This is a genomic window from Cloacibacillus sp., assembly GCA_036655895.1.
Classification (GTDB): Bacteria; Synergistota; Synergistia; order Synergistales; family Synergistaceae; genus JAVVPF01.
The window spans coordinates 30,351-44,754 of the sequence record JAVVPF010000027.1; the positions used below are offsets into that span (position 1 = coordinate 30,351).

11 protein-coding genes and 1 riboswitch are annotated in these 14,404 nt (G+C 57.3%); of the genes, 8 read left to right on the top strand and 3 right to left on the bottom strand.

What is annotated here, in order from left to right; all coding sequences use genetic code 11:
* The first annotated feature begins 6 nt into the window (after positions 1–6).
* On the top strand, positions 7–1,365 hold the full coding sequence (gene hydA, locus RRY12_09315; protein MEG2184865.1) for a dihydropyrimidinase: 1,359 nt from the start codon (positions 7–9) through the stop codon (positions 1,363–1,365).
* Between the two features lie 66 nt (positions 1,366–1,431).
* On the opposite strand, the gene ssnA is transcribed toward hydA, so the two are convergent.
* Positions 1,432–2,763 carry a putative aminohydrolase SsnA gene (gene ssnA / locus RRY12_09320; GenBank protein ID MEG2184866.1) on the bottom strand — a complete coding sequence of 444 codons (1,332 nt, stop codon included), beginning with the start codon at positions 2,761–2,763 and terminating at the stop codon, positions 1,432–1,434.
* 78 nt (positions 2,764–2,841) lie between these two features.
* Positions 2,842–3,225: a RidA family protein gene (locus RRY12_09325; GenBank protein MEG2184867.1), complete on the bottom strand. Its 384-nt coding sequence runs from the start codon at positions 3,223–3,225 to the stop codon at positions 2,842–2,844.
* Between the two features lie 183 nt (positions 3,226–3,408).
* Between RRY12_09325 and RRY12_09330 the strand changes: the two genes are divergently transcribed.
* From RRY12_09330 to RRY12_09350, 5 genes are all read left to right on the top strand, one after another.
* Positions 3,409–3,654, top strand: coding sequence for an AbrB/MazE/SpoVT family DNA-binding domain-containing protein (locus RRY12_09330; protein MEG2184868.1), 246 nt, complete (start codon positions 3,409–3,411; stop codon positions 3,652–3,654).
* Positions 3,648–3,977: a type II toxin-antitoxin system PemK/MazF family toxin gene (locus tag RRY12_09335; protein ID MEG2184869.1), complete on the top strand. Its 330-nt coding sequence runs from the start codon at positions 3,648–3,650 to the stop codon at positions 3,975–3,977. Before RRY12_09330 ends, RRY12_09335 begins: the two co-directional genes overlap by 7 nt.
* Before the next feature lie 100 nt (positions 3,978–4,077).
* Complete coding sequence (locus RRY12_09340; GenBank protein ID MEG2184870.1) at positions 4,078–6,318, top strand: xanthine dehydrogenase family protein molybdopterin-binding subunit; 2,241 nt, start codon at positions 4,078–4,080, stop codon at positions 6,316–6,318.
* Entirely contained in the window at positions 6,315–7,709 is a 1,395-nt protein-coding gene (locus tag RRY12_09345; GenBank protein ID MEG2184871.1) for an FAD binding domain-containing protein, read from the top strand. Before RRY12_09340 ends, RRY12_09345 begins: the two co-directional genes overlap by 4 nt.
* Positions 7,710–8,037: 328 nt before the next feature.
* Positions 8,038–8,505: a pyridoxamine 5'-phosphate oxidase family protein gene (locus RRY12_09350; GenBank protein ID MEG2184872.1), complete on the top strand. Its 468-nt coding sequence runs from the start codon at positions 8,038–8,040 to the stop codon at positions 8,503–8,505.
* A 13-nt stretch (positions 8,506–8,518) separates the two neighbouring features.
* On the opposite strand, the gene RRY12_09355 is transcribed toward RRY12_09350, so the two are convergent.
* Positions 8,519–9,871 (bottom strand): sodium-dependent transporter, encoded by a 1,353-nt coding sequence (locus RRY12_09355; GenBank protein ID MEG2184873.1) that lies wholly within the window; start codon positions 9,869–9,871, stop codon positions 8,519–8,521.
* 566 nt (positions 9,872–10,437) lie between these two features.
* On the opposite strand from RRY12_09355, the gene RRY12_09360 reads away from it, so the two are divergent.
* Together RRY12_09360 and RRY12_09365 are read left to right on the top strand one after the other, a co-directional pair.
* On the top strand, positions 10,438–12,297 hold the full coding sequence (locus RRY12_09360) for an Ig-like domain-containing protein (GenBank protein ID MEG2184874.1): 1,860 nt from the start codon (positions 10,438–10,440) through the stop codon (positions 12,295–12,297).
* A 278-nt stretch (positions 12,298–12,575) separates the two neighbouring features.
* Positions 12,576–12,659, top strand: a riboswitch (cyclic di-GMP riboswitch).
* A 132-nt stretch (positions 12,660–12,791) separates the two neighbouring features.
* Positions 12,792–14,404, top strand: a 1,613-nt coding sequence (locus RRY12_09365) for a hypothetical protein (GenBank protein ID MEG2184875.1), incomplete at its 3' end; no start/stop codon positions are given.

The following is a 14,404-nucleotide window of genomic DNA, read 5'->3' on the forward strand; positions in this document are numbered from 1 at the left end:
ATAAGAATGGCTCTTATCATCAAAAACGGGATCATAGGCTCGCCTGCCGGAGCGTTTCGGGGAGACCTGCTCATTGAGGGCGAAAAAATAGCGGCGGTCGGCAGTTCGCTGCACGCGGCCGCAGCCGGCGTATTCGACGCCCGCGGCAGATATGTGCTGCCCGGCGGCGTCGACCCTCATACGCACGTGATGTTGAAGATAGGCGCGCGCAAGGTATCCGACGGCTTCAAGGCGGCGACGCGCGCCGCGCTTTTCGGAGGGACGACGACCATCGTCGATCATCCGGGCTTTGCGCCCGATGGTTCTTCGCTTGCCGCGCCCGTCGAACTTGAACTTGAAGAGGGCGCAAAGGGTTCCTTCACAGATTACTCCGTCCACATGGTTTTCCAGCGCTACGACGAGACCGTCCGCCGCGAACTTCACGACGTCATAGCAAAGGGCTTTCCAACGGGCAAAGTCTACACCACCTACGCAGGGATGCTGCGCGACGAGGAGATATTTCCCTTAATGAAGCAAATGAAGGAAGAGGGCGGCCTTCTTTTCTTTCACTGTGAAAACAACGCCGTGACAAGCGGCCTTGGCGCGGAATATCAAAAAACGCTGCCCACGCCGTATGACGCGTGGCCTAAGAGCCGCCCGGACTACTGCGAGGCGGAGGCGGTAAAGCGCGTCCTTACGCTCGCGCGCGCGGCGGAGGTCCCCGTCTACATCGTGCATCTTTCAACAAAGGCGGCGCTTGAGGAAGTCATCCTTGCGCGGCGCACGGGGCAGACGGTCTACGCCGAAAGCTGCCCGCAGTACCTTCTGCTCACCGACGACCGCTATAAACAAGAAAACGGGTTGGACTACGTGATGGCCCCTCCGCTTCGCGGCCGCGGCGACTGCGAAAGGCTATGGCGCGCGGCGGCGCAGGGCGACATAGACACGATAGGCACAGATCACTGCTCGTTCAGCCGCGCCGCAAAAAAACGTCTGGGTGCGCGCAACATCTTCAACGCGCCGGGCGGCGTGCCGGGCGTTGAGACAAGAATGGAGCTGCTTTTTTCCGAGGGCGTGATGAAAGGGCGGCTGTCGCTTGAGCGCTTCGTTGAAATCACGGCGGCGGCTCCGGCGCGCATACTTGGGATGCCCGACAAAGGCCGCCTTGAGGCGGGAGCTGACGCGGACGTCATAATAATCGACCCGGAACAGCCCCACACCGTCACATGCGGCGCGCTGCACCAGAAGGCGGATTACACGCCGTACGAGGGCGCCGCCCTCTCCTGCCGCTGCACAGACGTCTGGCTGCGCGGCGAGCACCTCGTGGCGGACGGTGAATTAAAAGAAAAAAAACCAAAAGGCCGCTTCATAAAACGCAGCCTGTAAGAAGGTTTGCGGCAAAATAAAAAAAGCGGCGGCGTCACGCTCAAACGAGCGGACGCCGCCGCTTATTTATAATCTCTTCCAGACTCCGGCGGCGCATTCGCGCGCCTTTGCTGCGATTTCTTCTTCGTCGAGGTCGACGAGGCGCCTGTCGCGCATCAGCACTCTGCCGTTTGCGATAGTCGTCACTACGCCGCGCGACGACGCGCCGAAGAGCAGATGTCCGTTTATATTTCCGGCGTTCAGCTCCGTGGGCGGCGTGTAATCCAGCACGATGACGTCAGCCGCGTATCCCTCTTTCAGCATTCCGGTTTTTACTGGGAAGGCGCGTTCCGCTATCTCGGCGTTATTTTTAAAGAGCATGGCGGGAAGCTCGCCCCAGCCGGAGGCGGGGTCGCAGGCGGAATGTTTGCAGAGCGCGTTTCCCATCTTGTAGGCCTGAAGCATATCGCAGAGGTATCCGTCAGTGCCTAGGCCCAGCCTCACGCCGCGCGCCGCCATCTTTGGGACGTTCGCCGCGCCTACGGCGTTTCCCATGTTTGATTCGGGGTTGTGCACCACCGCCGTCTCCGTCTCGGAGAGCAGCTCGATTTCCGCGTCGTCCGTGTGGATGCAGTGCACAAATATTGAGCGTGGCCCGGTGAGGCCGAAGTCGTGGAAGCGCCGCACAATGCTTTCACCGTGCTCCGCGCGGCAGCTTTCCTCGTCGGACTTGCCCTCAGCAACGTGGACGTGAAAGCCCTCCGTGCGTCCGTCCATCGCCTCGCGGCATTTTTCAAGCGTCAGGTCGCTCACGGTAAACGAGGCGTGAAGGCCGAACTTTCCGGCGATCATCGGGTCGTTCTCGTCCCGCGCCCAGTCCAGAAAGGCCATGTTCTCCCTGATGCCTTCGTAGGCGATGTGCTGACCGTCGCGGTCGGAGACCTCATAACATGTCGACGTGCGCACTCCCGCCTCGCGCGCCGCCTCCGCTATCTCGCGAAGGCTCCCGCGCACCGCGCGCGGGCTAGCGTGGTGGTCGATGATCGTCGTGCAGCCGCATTTTATCGCGTCCACGAGGCAGACGAGCGCGCTGTAGCGGCAGTCGCGCAGCGTAAGCGCCTTGTCGAGACGCCACCAGAGGCTTTCAAGCACTCCCATGAAGTCGTGGCGCGCCTCGCCCGGCACGCTCATGCCGCGCGAAAAGGCGCTGTAAAAATGCATGTGGCTGTTTATAAAGCCGGGCATTATGAGGCCGCCCTTTGCGTCAATGAATTTGGCCGTTGGATATTTTTCGCGCAGCACAGCGGTACGTCCGACGGAATTTATAGACGTGCCGTTGATTGCAGCGCATCCGTCGAAAATGACGGGATTCTCAGGGTCGCGCGTGACAAGTATGCCTCCGCCTACCAGCAGCATCATAAACACCTCCTGATAATATAAAAAATATAAAAAAATACAGGCCCTCCGGCGCAAACGGACAGAGGGCCTGTTGGACGGTTACTTTAAAGCCGCGATAGCCTCAACTTCGACGAGGACGTCTTTTGGAAGGCGGGCTACTTCGACGCAGGAGCGCGCCGGCGCGTCCTTCGGGAAATATTTCGCGTAGACTTCGTTGACAGCGGTGAAATCGTTCATATCCTTGATGAAGACGGTCGTCTTTACAACGTCGTCCGTGGTGAGCCCCTGGCTTGCGAGCACCGCGCTCATATTTTTAAGCGCCTGTTCCGCCTGGCACGAGACGCAGCCGGGCGCTACCGTCATAGTAGCCGGGTCGAGCGGTATCTGCCCTGAAAGGAAGAGGAACCCTCCCGCCTTTACCGCCTGAGAATAGGGGCCGATGGCGGCCGGAGCGTTTGACGTGCTTACGATTTCTTTAGACATAGAAATTACTCCCTTCATAGTTATACTATTTAAAAAATTCTGTGATATCCACATATATATTCTAAGGTGCCCCCTGCTTTTATGCAATCCCAATCTGACGGTATCCGCTTCGCGGCTTTTGCTTGCGGGTGGAACGAGAGGGGTATATACTATGTATATACAAAAATAAAGGACGGGATGAAAATGCAGGCGACGATACAAAAATGGGGCAACAGCCAGGGCATAAGGATTCCAAAACATCTGTTGGAATCGGCGGGCATCGCCGCCGACGAGACGGTCGAAATTTCCGTTGAGGAAGAAAAAATCGTCATAACCAAGATAACCACTGTAAAGCGCAGAAAAATAGAGCAGATTTTTGCGGGCTATGAGGGCGGTTACGAGAGCTGCGAGATAGACTGGGGCGCGCCCGTGGGTAAGGAAATATGGTAGAGCAGGGAGACCTCCTCTGGCTGGAATTTGACCCGCAGGCCGGACACGAACAGGCGGGACACAGGCCCGCCGTCGTCGTCAGCAATAGTTTTTTCAACCGCGCCACAAGGATGGCCGTCGTCTGTCCCGTTACAAACAACCTAAAGCAATTTCCGCTGCACGTTCCGCTAGATTCAAGGACAAAGACCACGGGCGCCATCGAATGCGAACATATCAAATCGCTTGATATAGAGGCGAGAAACTATAAATTCATCGAGCGGCTGCCCAAAGATATTTTAAACCGCGTCATAGAGATAGTCTTGTCGGAGATAGACGAAGCATAGGGCGCCGCCTCTTGTGCGAACTGTGCGTATTGAATTTTGCGAAAGAGAGTATAATATTAACATTAAATAAGGATAATAAGTATCAAGAGGAGGTCAGCCTATGAGCGAAGGATTCAGAATAATTGGCAGGTCGGTCCCGCGCTTCGACGGGCCGGTCAAAGCGGCCGGCGAGGTGAAGTTTCTGGAAGATCTGGAACTGCCGGGCTGCTGGGTCGGGGGCGTCGTGCGCTCGCAGACGCCGCGCGGGCGCTTAAAAGAGGTGCGCAAACTTCCGGGCTTCGATGAAACCGGCGCGCTGCTCGTCACCGCGAAGGACATTCCCGCAAAAAATTATGTGGCAATCGTGCGCACCGACTATCCTGTGCTCGCCGAACGCGAAATAAACTACACGACGCAGGCGATAGCGCTCGTCGCGGCCCCGACTCAGGAGGCGCTGGACAAAGCGCTTGCGCTTGTCGAGGCAAGCGTCGAACCGCTGCCGCCCGTTTTTTCAATAGAGGAGTCCGAGCGCGCAAAGACCGTCATCTGGGGAGACGACAACTGCATCGACAGCTACTTCACAGAGCGGGGCGACATAAAGGCCGGCTTTGAAGAGGCGGAGGTCGTCGTTTCCGGAGACTGGGAGACGGGCCTTCAGGAGCAGATGTACCTTGAAACTCAGGCGATGGCCGCCTGGCGCACGGAAGACGGCGGCATAGAGCTTGTCGGTTCCCTTCAGTGCCCGTTCTATGTAGTGGGCGCGGTCTCCGCGATGCTTGGGCTCCCCGCGGAAAAAACGGTAGTCCGGCAGAGCGCGACCGGCGGCGCCTTTGGAGGCAAAGAGGACTATCCCTCAATCATCGGCTGCTTTACCGCGCTGCTTGCCTGGGTCACCGGCAAAAAAATAAAAATGGCGCTCGATCGCTCGGAAGACCTTCTTGTGACGCCGAAACGCCACCCCTCAAAAAGCCATTATAAAATGGGCCTCACAAAGGCCGGCAAAATAACTGCGCTCGACGTCGTGATGAACCTGGACGCCGGAGCCTACACGACGCTTACCCGCGTCGTGCTCCAGCGCACGCACCTGCACGCCGCGGGCGTCTACAGCGTGCCCAACGTCCGCATAAAAAGCGCGGCGTGGGCTACAAACACTCCGCCAAACGGCGCCTTCCGCGGCTTCGGCGCGCCGCAGGCGATATTCGCGATGGAGCGCACAATGGACCTGGCCGCCGCTCGGCTTGAAATAGACCCGCTCGACCTGCGCCTCATGAACGCGATGAAGACCGGCGATAAATTCCCCTTTGGGCAGACGCTGCAAGAGAGCGACAACGCCGCCGCCGTGCTGCAAAAAGCGGCGGAACTTTCAGACTACAGGCGCAAACGCGCCCTCTACAGCCAGGAGAGGTCGCGGCGGCGCAGGCAGGGCATAGGAATAGCGGTCGCGATGCACGGCGGCGGCTTCACCGGCTCAGGCGAGGCCGACATGGGCACAACCGCGCGCGTCACCTTCGACGGCGAAATTTTCCGCATCTACACCAGCAGCACCGAGATGGGGCAGGGCGCCTCAACCGTGCTGCCGATGGTGGCCGCCGAGGCGCTGGGCGTTGAGCTAGCCGACGTAAAATACATCGAGCCAAACACCAAATACACTCCAAACACCGGCCCCACAGTCGCCTCGCGCACCACGATGTACGCGGGCAAAGCCGTGCAGGACGCCTGCTGCAAACTCCGCGCGCTCATAGCGGACGGCAGAGGGCCGCTTGCCGCGGGGGAGCTGGTTGCTTCGGCAAAACAATATCTGCGCTCCCACGGCCAGCTTGAAGCGCTGGGGTATAACCTATTTTCCGACGGCCTCGAATGGGACGCCGATAAATTTGAAGGCGACGCCTACCACGGCTACGCGTGGATAGCCAACGTAGTCGAGCTTGAAGTCGACATGGACACCTACGAGGCAAGCCCCCTCCGCACCGCCATAGCCGCGGAGGTTGGGCGCGCCATAAACCCGATGCAGGCCAAGGCGCAGCTCACGGGCGGCGTGCTCCAGGCGCTCGGCTGGGCGCACATAGAAGAGCTCACAATAAAGCCGGACGGCAATTTCAGCTCCGCGCACATGAACAGCTACCTCGTCCCCACCTCGATGGACGCTCCCGAGTGGAAAATCGCGCTGGTGGAAGACCCGTGCCCCGCCGGATGCTACGGCGCAAAAGGCATTGGCGAGCTGCCCTGCGACGCGGGCGCGCCCGCGTTCATCTCCGCGCTGGACCACGCGGCCGGGATATTCTCACATTCGTGCCCCATGACGGGCGAAAAAATCTTTGAAGCCGAACAGGCGCAGACAACGGGGAGCGTGACAGACAGATGAGGATAGAGCTTACGGTAAACGAAAAACTACTGCGTGCGGACGTGCCGCCGATGACGATGCTCTCCTCCGTGCTGCGAGAGGCGCTTGCCCTCAAAGGAACGAAAGTAGGCTGCGGCGAGGGAGAATGCGGCGCCTGCTCAGTCATAATGGACGGAAGGCTCGTCAACTCCTGCCTCGTTCCAGCGATGCAGGCAAGCGGCTCCGAAATATTGACCATAGAGGGGCTCGGAAGCTCCGAAAACATGGACGCGCTGCAAAAGGCCTTTGTAACAGAGGGAGCGATACAGTGCGGCTTCTGCACCCCCGGCATGATAATCGCGGCGCGCGCGCTGCTTGAAGAAAACCCCAGTCCGTCGCTGGACGAGATAAAAATCGCCCTCTCCGGCAACATCTGCCGCTGCACCGGCTACGAACGCATCTACAACGCGGTCCGCGCCGCCGTAGAGTCCGGCTACTGCGCCGGCTTCAAAAAGCGTGAAAACCTCTGCTCCGGTGAACTGCCGCACCCGACCTGCGACGGCGACAAAAACTATATGACGCCCGAAACGCTGAAAGAGGCGCTTGAAATGCTCGCGGCAACCCCAGAGGCCGCCATATTGTCGGGAACGACCGACATCGTGCCCGACATAAAAAACGGAAAATTCAAGGCCGAAAAAGCGATAGATTTAAGCCGCCTCAAAGAATTAAAGGGCATCTATAAATCCGCCGGAGATATCCACATCGGCGCCTGCGCCACAAACGGAGACATCGTCCGCAGCACCCTCGTGCGCCAATACCTCCCCGCGCTCCACGAAGCCTCGCGCAGAAGCGGAGCGCCCGCAGTGCAGAACCGCGCCACAATAGCGGGAAACATAGCCACAGCCTCCGGCGCGGCGGATCTTCCCACAATACTGCTGCCGCTTGAAGCGCGCGTAGCGCTCGAAAGCGTGAGGGGCGCGCGCGAGCTGCCGCTTGACGTATTCATCGAAGGCTACCGCACAACGCGGCGCGCGCCGGACGAGCTCATCACCGAAATAATAATCCCAGCGCCCGAAAGCGGCACGATACAGAAATTCTGCAAAAGAGGCTCACGCAAAGCGCTAACACTCTCCCGCATATCGCTTGGCTTCTGCATGGCGCTCGACGACGACGGCTTCATCACCAAATTCCGCGCGGGAGCCGGAAGCATGAGCCCCGTGCCCATCCGTCTTCCAAAGACGGAGGCCGCGCTCTTTGGCAAAGAACTCACGGCGGAGCTTATAGACGAGGCGGCGCGCACAGTCTATGACGAAGTGAACCCCAGAAAGAGCGCTTCCTGGCGCAAAAAAATGGCCGCCAACCTGCTCGCCTCCTTCCTGAAAGAGGCGCTAGCCAAAGAACCCGGCGAAGAACCGAACGGCGGGGAAGAGTAATAAACAAAAATAAAAACGGGCGATTCGCCGCCGATAAGCGCGAGGCTTTAAAAAGAGAGGCGGAGAATTTTTCTCCGCCTCTCTTTGTGGACGTTGTTCCCAATTTATTCATAGGTATGATTACGATGAAATAGCTCTCGCCGTCTTTTTCTGCCGCAGAGTCCCCCCAGACGGTTTATCGTAACCATAGCCGCTCATATTTAGCTAAGACGGCTGAGGGAGCGGCAAGTATTTGTACCTGCGTTATGAGCTGCGCAGGGCTGTAAGATAAAGTCACAGCATAAACTTTAAACCAAGCATAGTCGAAAAGACAGGGGGCAAGAGCAGAATGATACCGATTGAAGAAAAGGCGGCTGCAATAATCAAAAAATGTACAACCATTGAACTTACTTCCATTACGGAAGATGGGTATCCACGCATATTTTTTATGAACATAGCGGCATCACAGGGAGCCGAACGCATATTTTTCACCACGGGAACTAAGACGCATAAAGTAGCGCAGTTTAAAAAAGACCCAAAATCAGGGATAGCGTGCAGTAACGGGCACGACGTCATCACAATGACTGGAACTATAAAAATCGTAGAAGATCAAGCGGTAAGAAAGAGCCTGTGGAAAGATTTTTATAAGGGATTTTTCCCGGGAGGCCCTGAGGATTCTGGATATTGTGTATTGCAGTTTGACGCGCTGGAGGCCGCCTTTTGGATCGATGAAGAATACACCAAATGCCGCTATACCGCCAAAGGAATAGAGGTGCTCCAGCATTTTTGTCAGGGCTGCGGAATCCCACGGCCCTGACAAAAACACGAACTTACCCGATGCCGCCCGGTGTTACGCAGCTTAGGATGAAGACTATCACCGTCATGACGCAGAAGACATATTTTGTCATCGGTTCAAGCCACGGGCCTATCTCTTTTGCGCGCCCCTTCTGAAGCTCCGTCCTTGCGTACTTTCCGCCGAACACCCAGTAGAAAATAATGCCGGCCATGGCGGCGCCAAGCGGGCAGACGTAAATAGATACGAAATCCATCCAGCCTCCGACGATGCCCTGTATCACCACGCTGGAGGCTGTTCCAATAACAGCTATCGCAAGCACCGCCTTCACGCGGGAGAGCCCCATCCTCTCCTGAAGCGTCGCGATAGAGACTTCAAAGAGATTTATAAGCGACGTCACACCGGCAAAGAGCACGGAAAGGAAGAAAATTATCATGATGAGCCTGCCGCCCGGCATACTTTTAAAAAGGTGCGGCAGATAAATGAAAATAAGCCCGGGGCCGCCGGCGTCCAGCCTTGCGCCGGCCGCGGCCACCGCCGGGATTATGACAAGCGCCGCTATCAGCGCCGCCGCCGTGTCAAAAAAAGCCACCTTCGCCGCCGAGTTGATTATATCCACGTCTTTTTTCAGGTATGAGCCGTAAATAAGCGTCCCGTTGCCGGCAAGCGACAGCGAGAAAAAAGCCTGCCCCAGCGCGAATATCCATGTCATAGGGTTTCGGAAGGCGGCGGGGTCCACCGAGAAAATATATTTATAGCCTTCGGAGGCCCCGGGGCGAAAGGCGATATAGACGCCCAGGCCGACGAACATCACGAAGAAAAGCGGTATCATTATCTTGTTTGCTTTTTCTATGCCGTTTGTGATGCCGGCGCTCATTATATAAAATGTAGCGGCAAGGCCCGCAAGCTGCCATCCCGTGTTTCCGAAAGCCTGCGCCATCCCGCCGAAGGCCGCGCCGAAGCCGTCAAGAGAGTCCGGCGAAAGCGAAAAGCCGACAAAAGAGCCTACAGTATATTTAAGTATCCAGCCGACGACGACGGAATATCCCACCGCGAGGGCAAGCGAACCTACGACCGGCACGACCCCCAGCCAAAAACCTATTTTTTCGTTCCACCCGCGGCTCTTGAAAGCCTTTTGAAAGGCGCCTATAGGCCCAGAGCCAGTGGCGCGGCCAAAGGCCATTTCGCCGATGACGCCCGAAAATCCGATTATCACAACAAACAGAATATATGCGATAAGATAGGAACCTCCGCCGTATCGCGAGACTCTTCCGGGGAACATCCAAATATTTCCCATTCCCACCACAGAGCCTATACAGGCCAAAACAAAGCCCCATCTTGTGCTGAACGATTCGCGCGCGGATGCCGCGCCGCTGCTTTTTGTACTCATTTTTTTGACACACTCTCTTTCTTCGCTTATCTGTCCTTGTCTTTGCTTGGAGCAAGCTCCCTTTCCTGCGCCGTCATTTTAAGCGCCATTTTATTATCGCACAGAAACCAAAAATAACAAAGCCGCGCCGCGCCGCGCAAACGCACCAGAGGCCGCGAGAAAACCGGGCGGCCTCGTTTAGATGGCATTTGGCGCCTCACCTCCTGCCGCAGTGTTTTTGTGCGGCGGGCAGAGCGCCGCAATTATGTTTTTTCATTCCTGACTGGTTAGGAGGCGGTTACGTTTTGGTTCGGCGGCTTTGGTTTTTTGTCTTGCGGTATTTTTTGTTGTTGTGCATTTACGCAAAAACCATTATAATCTTCTCACTAAACGTGCGTTGACTTGCGGCAGTTTTGTCTGCCAGCGCACTTTGAAATCATAAATATTATAGGGCTTGGAGGAATAACGATGATTGGAGCTATCAAGAACATACCGTCAAAACTATCAAAAGCGTCCGCAACTTTAGTACAGGATGCGGGGGGGGGGGTAAACGATTAAACATTTTTGTGCTTGCGGCGCTTATTGCCGTGATCTCGTTTACCCCTTTTATAATGATGCGCTCATTCGCGGCGCAAAACGCCTCAAACTTTGCGGTGACGCCCGGTGAAGTAACGATCTTCGCGGAGCGCGCAGCAAACGTCAACGTCACCTCTGCGGACGCCCAGACGATGCGGCTCACAGTGACATCCATCCCGACCGGCAAAGGGCTGACATGGACGACATCTGATAAAAGTATCGTTCAAGTAACCGACTCAGGCGACATCACCGCAGCGTCGTCGGGCGAGGCAAATATCACCGTTACGCACACAGACGGCCGACAAGCGGCCTGCAAAGTCAAGGTCGTAGCCGCGCCTACGGAAAACTGGGCCGCCTCCGCCGACACTAAATGGTACGACGACAATAAAACCTCTTCCGCCTTCACCATCACGACGGCGGAGCAGCTCGCGGGGCTGGCTAAGCTTGTAAACGCCGGCTCGGAGGACTTCTCCGACAAAACGATAACCCTCTCAAACGACATAGACCTAAGCGCTGGCGAATGGACCGCGATAGGAACATACGCGCAACCATTCAAGGGAACTTTCAACGGCGGCGGACACGCGATAACGGGCCTCTATATCAACGAGGCTGGCGCTGAGGATCAGGGCCTCTTCGGACAGATCGGCAGCATGGGCGCGGTAAAGGGCATCCGTCTCTCAGGCTGCGTAGCAGGCGGAGAGTACGTCGGCGGCGTGGCGGGATATAACAAAGGCGTGGTGACCAACTGCACTATGACCGGCAGCGTCAACGGCACTAGCGGCGGCGTCGGCGGCGTGGCGGGAGAGAACGACGGCGCGGTGACCAACTGCACTATGACCGGCAGCGTCAACGGCACTAGTGATGTCGGCGGCGGCGTGGCGGGACATAACTACGGCGCGGTGACCAACTGCACTATGACCGGCAGCGTCAACGGCACTAAAGAGGTCGGCGGCGTGGCGGGATGGAACATAGGTAAGGTGACCAACTGCACTATGACCGGCAGCGTCAACGGCAGTGATAGCATCGGCGGCGTGGCGGGCGTTAACCGCATAGGCACGGTGAGCAACAGCGCGATGACCGGCAGCGTCAACGGCAAAAGCGGCCTCGGCGGCTTCGGCGGCGTCGGCGGCGTGGCGGGCAGGAACGACAGCGGTGTGGTGACCAACAGCGCGATGACCGGCGGCGTCAACGGCACTAGCAACGTCGGCGGCGTGGCGGGCTATAACATGAACGGCGGCACGGTGAGCAACAGCGCGATGACCGGCAGCGTCAACGGCACTAGCAACTTCGGCGGCGTGGCGGGCTATAACATGGACGTCGCCACCGTGACCAACTGCGGCTGGCTCGCCGACGCGCATACGATAGGAATCGGAATTGATTATAATCCTCAGTCAACAGACGTCACCTCCTTCGACGCGGCAGGCACTCCCGTCACGACCATCCTCTTTGACGACTACGAGCTCAAGGCCGCTGTAAATACTTCATCGGAGATGGCGGTGCGCACCTACCCGGGCGCAAGCGCCGCACTTAAAGCGGTCGCCTCTCCTGATATAGCGAAGATAGAAAACTTTGCGGTAAGCGGCGACGTAACTGCCGCGCGCGTCACCGGCCTCACGATAGGCAGCGCGGACGTAACCGTATCCGCCCTCGCCGCAGCTGGAGCAAGAGATTACAAAGCAAAAGTGCAGGCGCACCTCACCGTCCTGCCCGGGCCGCCAAAGCCTGAGCCGGAGCCTGAGCCTGAGCCGGGACCCGATCCAAAGCCCGCGCCGGGAGGGAGCGGCTCAAGCGGCTGTTCTGCGGGAGCAGGGGGCATAGCGATGCTCGCCGTTGCTGCGGCCGCGATGCGCGGAAGGAAAACAAAGCGCTAAACGAACGACAGCGCTAAACGAACAATAGCGCCAAACGAACAATAGCGCCAAACGAACAACAGCGCTAAACGAACGACAGCGCCAAACAAACGATAAAAGAAAAAACCGTCCCCCCGCAAGCAGCACGCGGGGGGATATTCCGTCTTGCCGTAATGTCTTTTGCCTTGCGCGGTTTACCAATAAAAAATCATACTGAATTTTTTGAAAGAGGCTTCACAAAACCGCCGCCGCACATTACAATGTGCTGGCAAATACATACTTTCTCGTTATTTGCGATGCGGACAAAACGCCAAACCACACGAAAGCGTGGGACGGAAAGCCACGGGTCTAAACTCGAAAGAGCAGGACAGCCGGTTGCCCGACACAACTGAATAACGTTTTTAATAGTTGTATTTACGGCATACGATTGTTTGGAAATCAAGACCCGACTTACCGCCATCTGGCGATAGGCTGGGTCTTTATAATTTTATAACAGAAAAAGAAAGAGGTCACGTATGATGTTTAAGGCCGTGAGAAAAAGGGATATCGCTATCATACTCGCAATGCTGCTCTCCGCGCTTGCGCTGTTCGCCTGGGCGGAGCCGGGGCTGAGCACGCTTGATAATGGCGCGGCAAATGAAAGCGACGGCCAGTGGCAGGTCACAACCGTCGATAACACAACTACGTACGTTCCGCGCGCCAATGGGACGAATACCTTTACTCTCACGGCCGACATGATAAAACAAGCGACTGTCTTCTGCGCGGCGTCGGGGGACGCGGCCGCGACGAATCTTACTTTCAACCTGAACGCGGCTATCGACAACAGCGGCGCGGCTAACAGCTCGTTTTCCTTTAACCTCTTTGGGGGCGGAGACGGAACCACGACCGCGGGCGACGCGGAGGTGACTATCATAGGCGGCGCCGGAGCAAAGATACTTGGGCATCCCGGAGTGCAGAACATCTACGGCGGAGGCCAAAACAGCACGATAGGCGGAAACACAAAGGTGACGCTTGGCGGCGGTTCTGAAATATCGTGGACGCGCGTCTTTGCCGCCGGAAAAAACAACCGCGTCGGCGGCGACAGCCTCCTCGACGTGCAGGGCGCGTGGCACGTAATTTCAAATGATACGGCCTTTGCGGCTGGACCGTGGGTGGACGACGCAAAGACCGGAAGCGTAGCGGGCAAAGCGAAGCTCATAATGGACAATGCGGGCGCGAAGGTCAACGGCATCTTCACATCGGGGTACGCTGTGAAAAAAGATTCAAAAATATTCATCGGCGGCGCGGAGCTTATTGTGCGAAACGGCGCGGCTGGTGCGGTCCACGGCGGGGCCTACAACCTTGGAACGGTCGTCATCTCAAACGACGTCAACATACGCATAGAAAGCGCGGACTTCTGGTATCCCGGTGCCACCTATGTGACGCCCGGCTCGCTCGCGCTCTCTAACGATGCGGCGTGCAATGGCGGACGCAGCGTCATTCTTGGCAATGCCAGCGTAACTATCGCCGGAGGCAGGGGGCTCAACAACGTCTTTGGCGCGGGGGCCATACAAGGATGTATGGGCTACGACGCGATAGCCGGAAACAGCTCGATAACAATAGAGGGAGACCGCGGAATCGCCGCGCTTACTCTGGTCCCCGGCTCTGGCGGGGCGTTTGGAGAGGGCGTCTATGCCGGCGGCAGCCGTGTAATGGGCATGGGCGAGGCCGTCGTAAGCAAAGACGCAACGGTTACGCTAAAAGACATTACCTCGTTCAATGGGTATCGCGGCACGTTCTCAGGACAAGGGTATGACATCTCAGTTGACGGCAGCGGGTTGCCCGTTCCATCCGACTACATCGGCTCCGTCAAAGGAGATTCCACACTCGTCTTTGAGAACGTCAAGACAAAAGAGCCGCTTGCCGCCTCCATAAAGAACTTCACAAAGATAAAAGCGGTGCGCGGCAGCGATCTTGCCATCGCAAGCGCCGTTGTGTGGAAGAATGGCGATCTTGAAATAGCGGACGGCTCAAAACTGACGCTCTTTGGCCCGGCGGACTTTAGCGGAGCGAAGCTCATCGTCAAAGACGGCGCAAAGCTCGTCATAAGCGGCGACCTTGACGCGGGCGGCGCCGACATTGCGCTTGA

What these genes read in the sequence shown, in the direction of transcription:
- hydA (MEG2184865.1), top strand. Translation starts at nt 7, where the DNA reads ATGGCTCTTATCATCAAAAACGGGATCATAGGCTCGCCTGCCGGAGCG.
- ssnA (MEG2184866.1), bottom strand. Translation starts at nt 2,763, where the DNA reads ATGATGCTGCTGGTAGGCGGAGGCATACTTGTCACGCGCGACCCTGAG.
- RRY12_09325 (MEG2184867.1), bottom strand. Translation starts at nt 3,225, where the DNA reads ATGTCTAAAGAAATCGTAAGCACGTCAAACGCTCCGGCCGCCATCGGC.
- RRY12_09330 (MEG2184868.1), top strand. Translation starts at nt 3,409, where the DNA reads ATGCAGGCGACGATACAAAAATGGGGCAACAGCCAGGGCATAAGGATT.
- RRY12_09335 (MEG2184869.1), top strand. Translation starts at nt 3,648, where the DNA reads ATGGTAGAGCAGGGAGACCTCCTCTGGCTGGAATTTGACCCGCAGGCC.
- RRY12_09340 (MEG2184870.1), top strand. Translation starts at nt 4,078, where the DNA reads ATGAGCGAAGGATTCAGAATAATTGGCAGGTCGGTCCCGCGCTTCGAC.
- RRY12_09345 (MEG2184871.1), top strand. Translation starts at nt 6,315, where the DNA reads ATGAGGATAGAGCTTACGGTAAACGAAAAACTACTGCGTGCGGACGTG.
- RRY12_09350 (MEG2184872.1), top strand. Translation starts at nt 8,038, where the DNA reads ATGATACCGATTGAAGAAAAGGCGGCTGCAATAATCAAAAAATGTACA.
- RRY12_09355 (MEG2184873.1), bottom strand. Translation starts at nt 9,871, where the DNA reads ATGAGTACAAAAAGCAGCGGCGCGGCATCCGCGCGCGAATCGTTCAGC.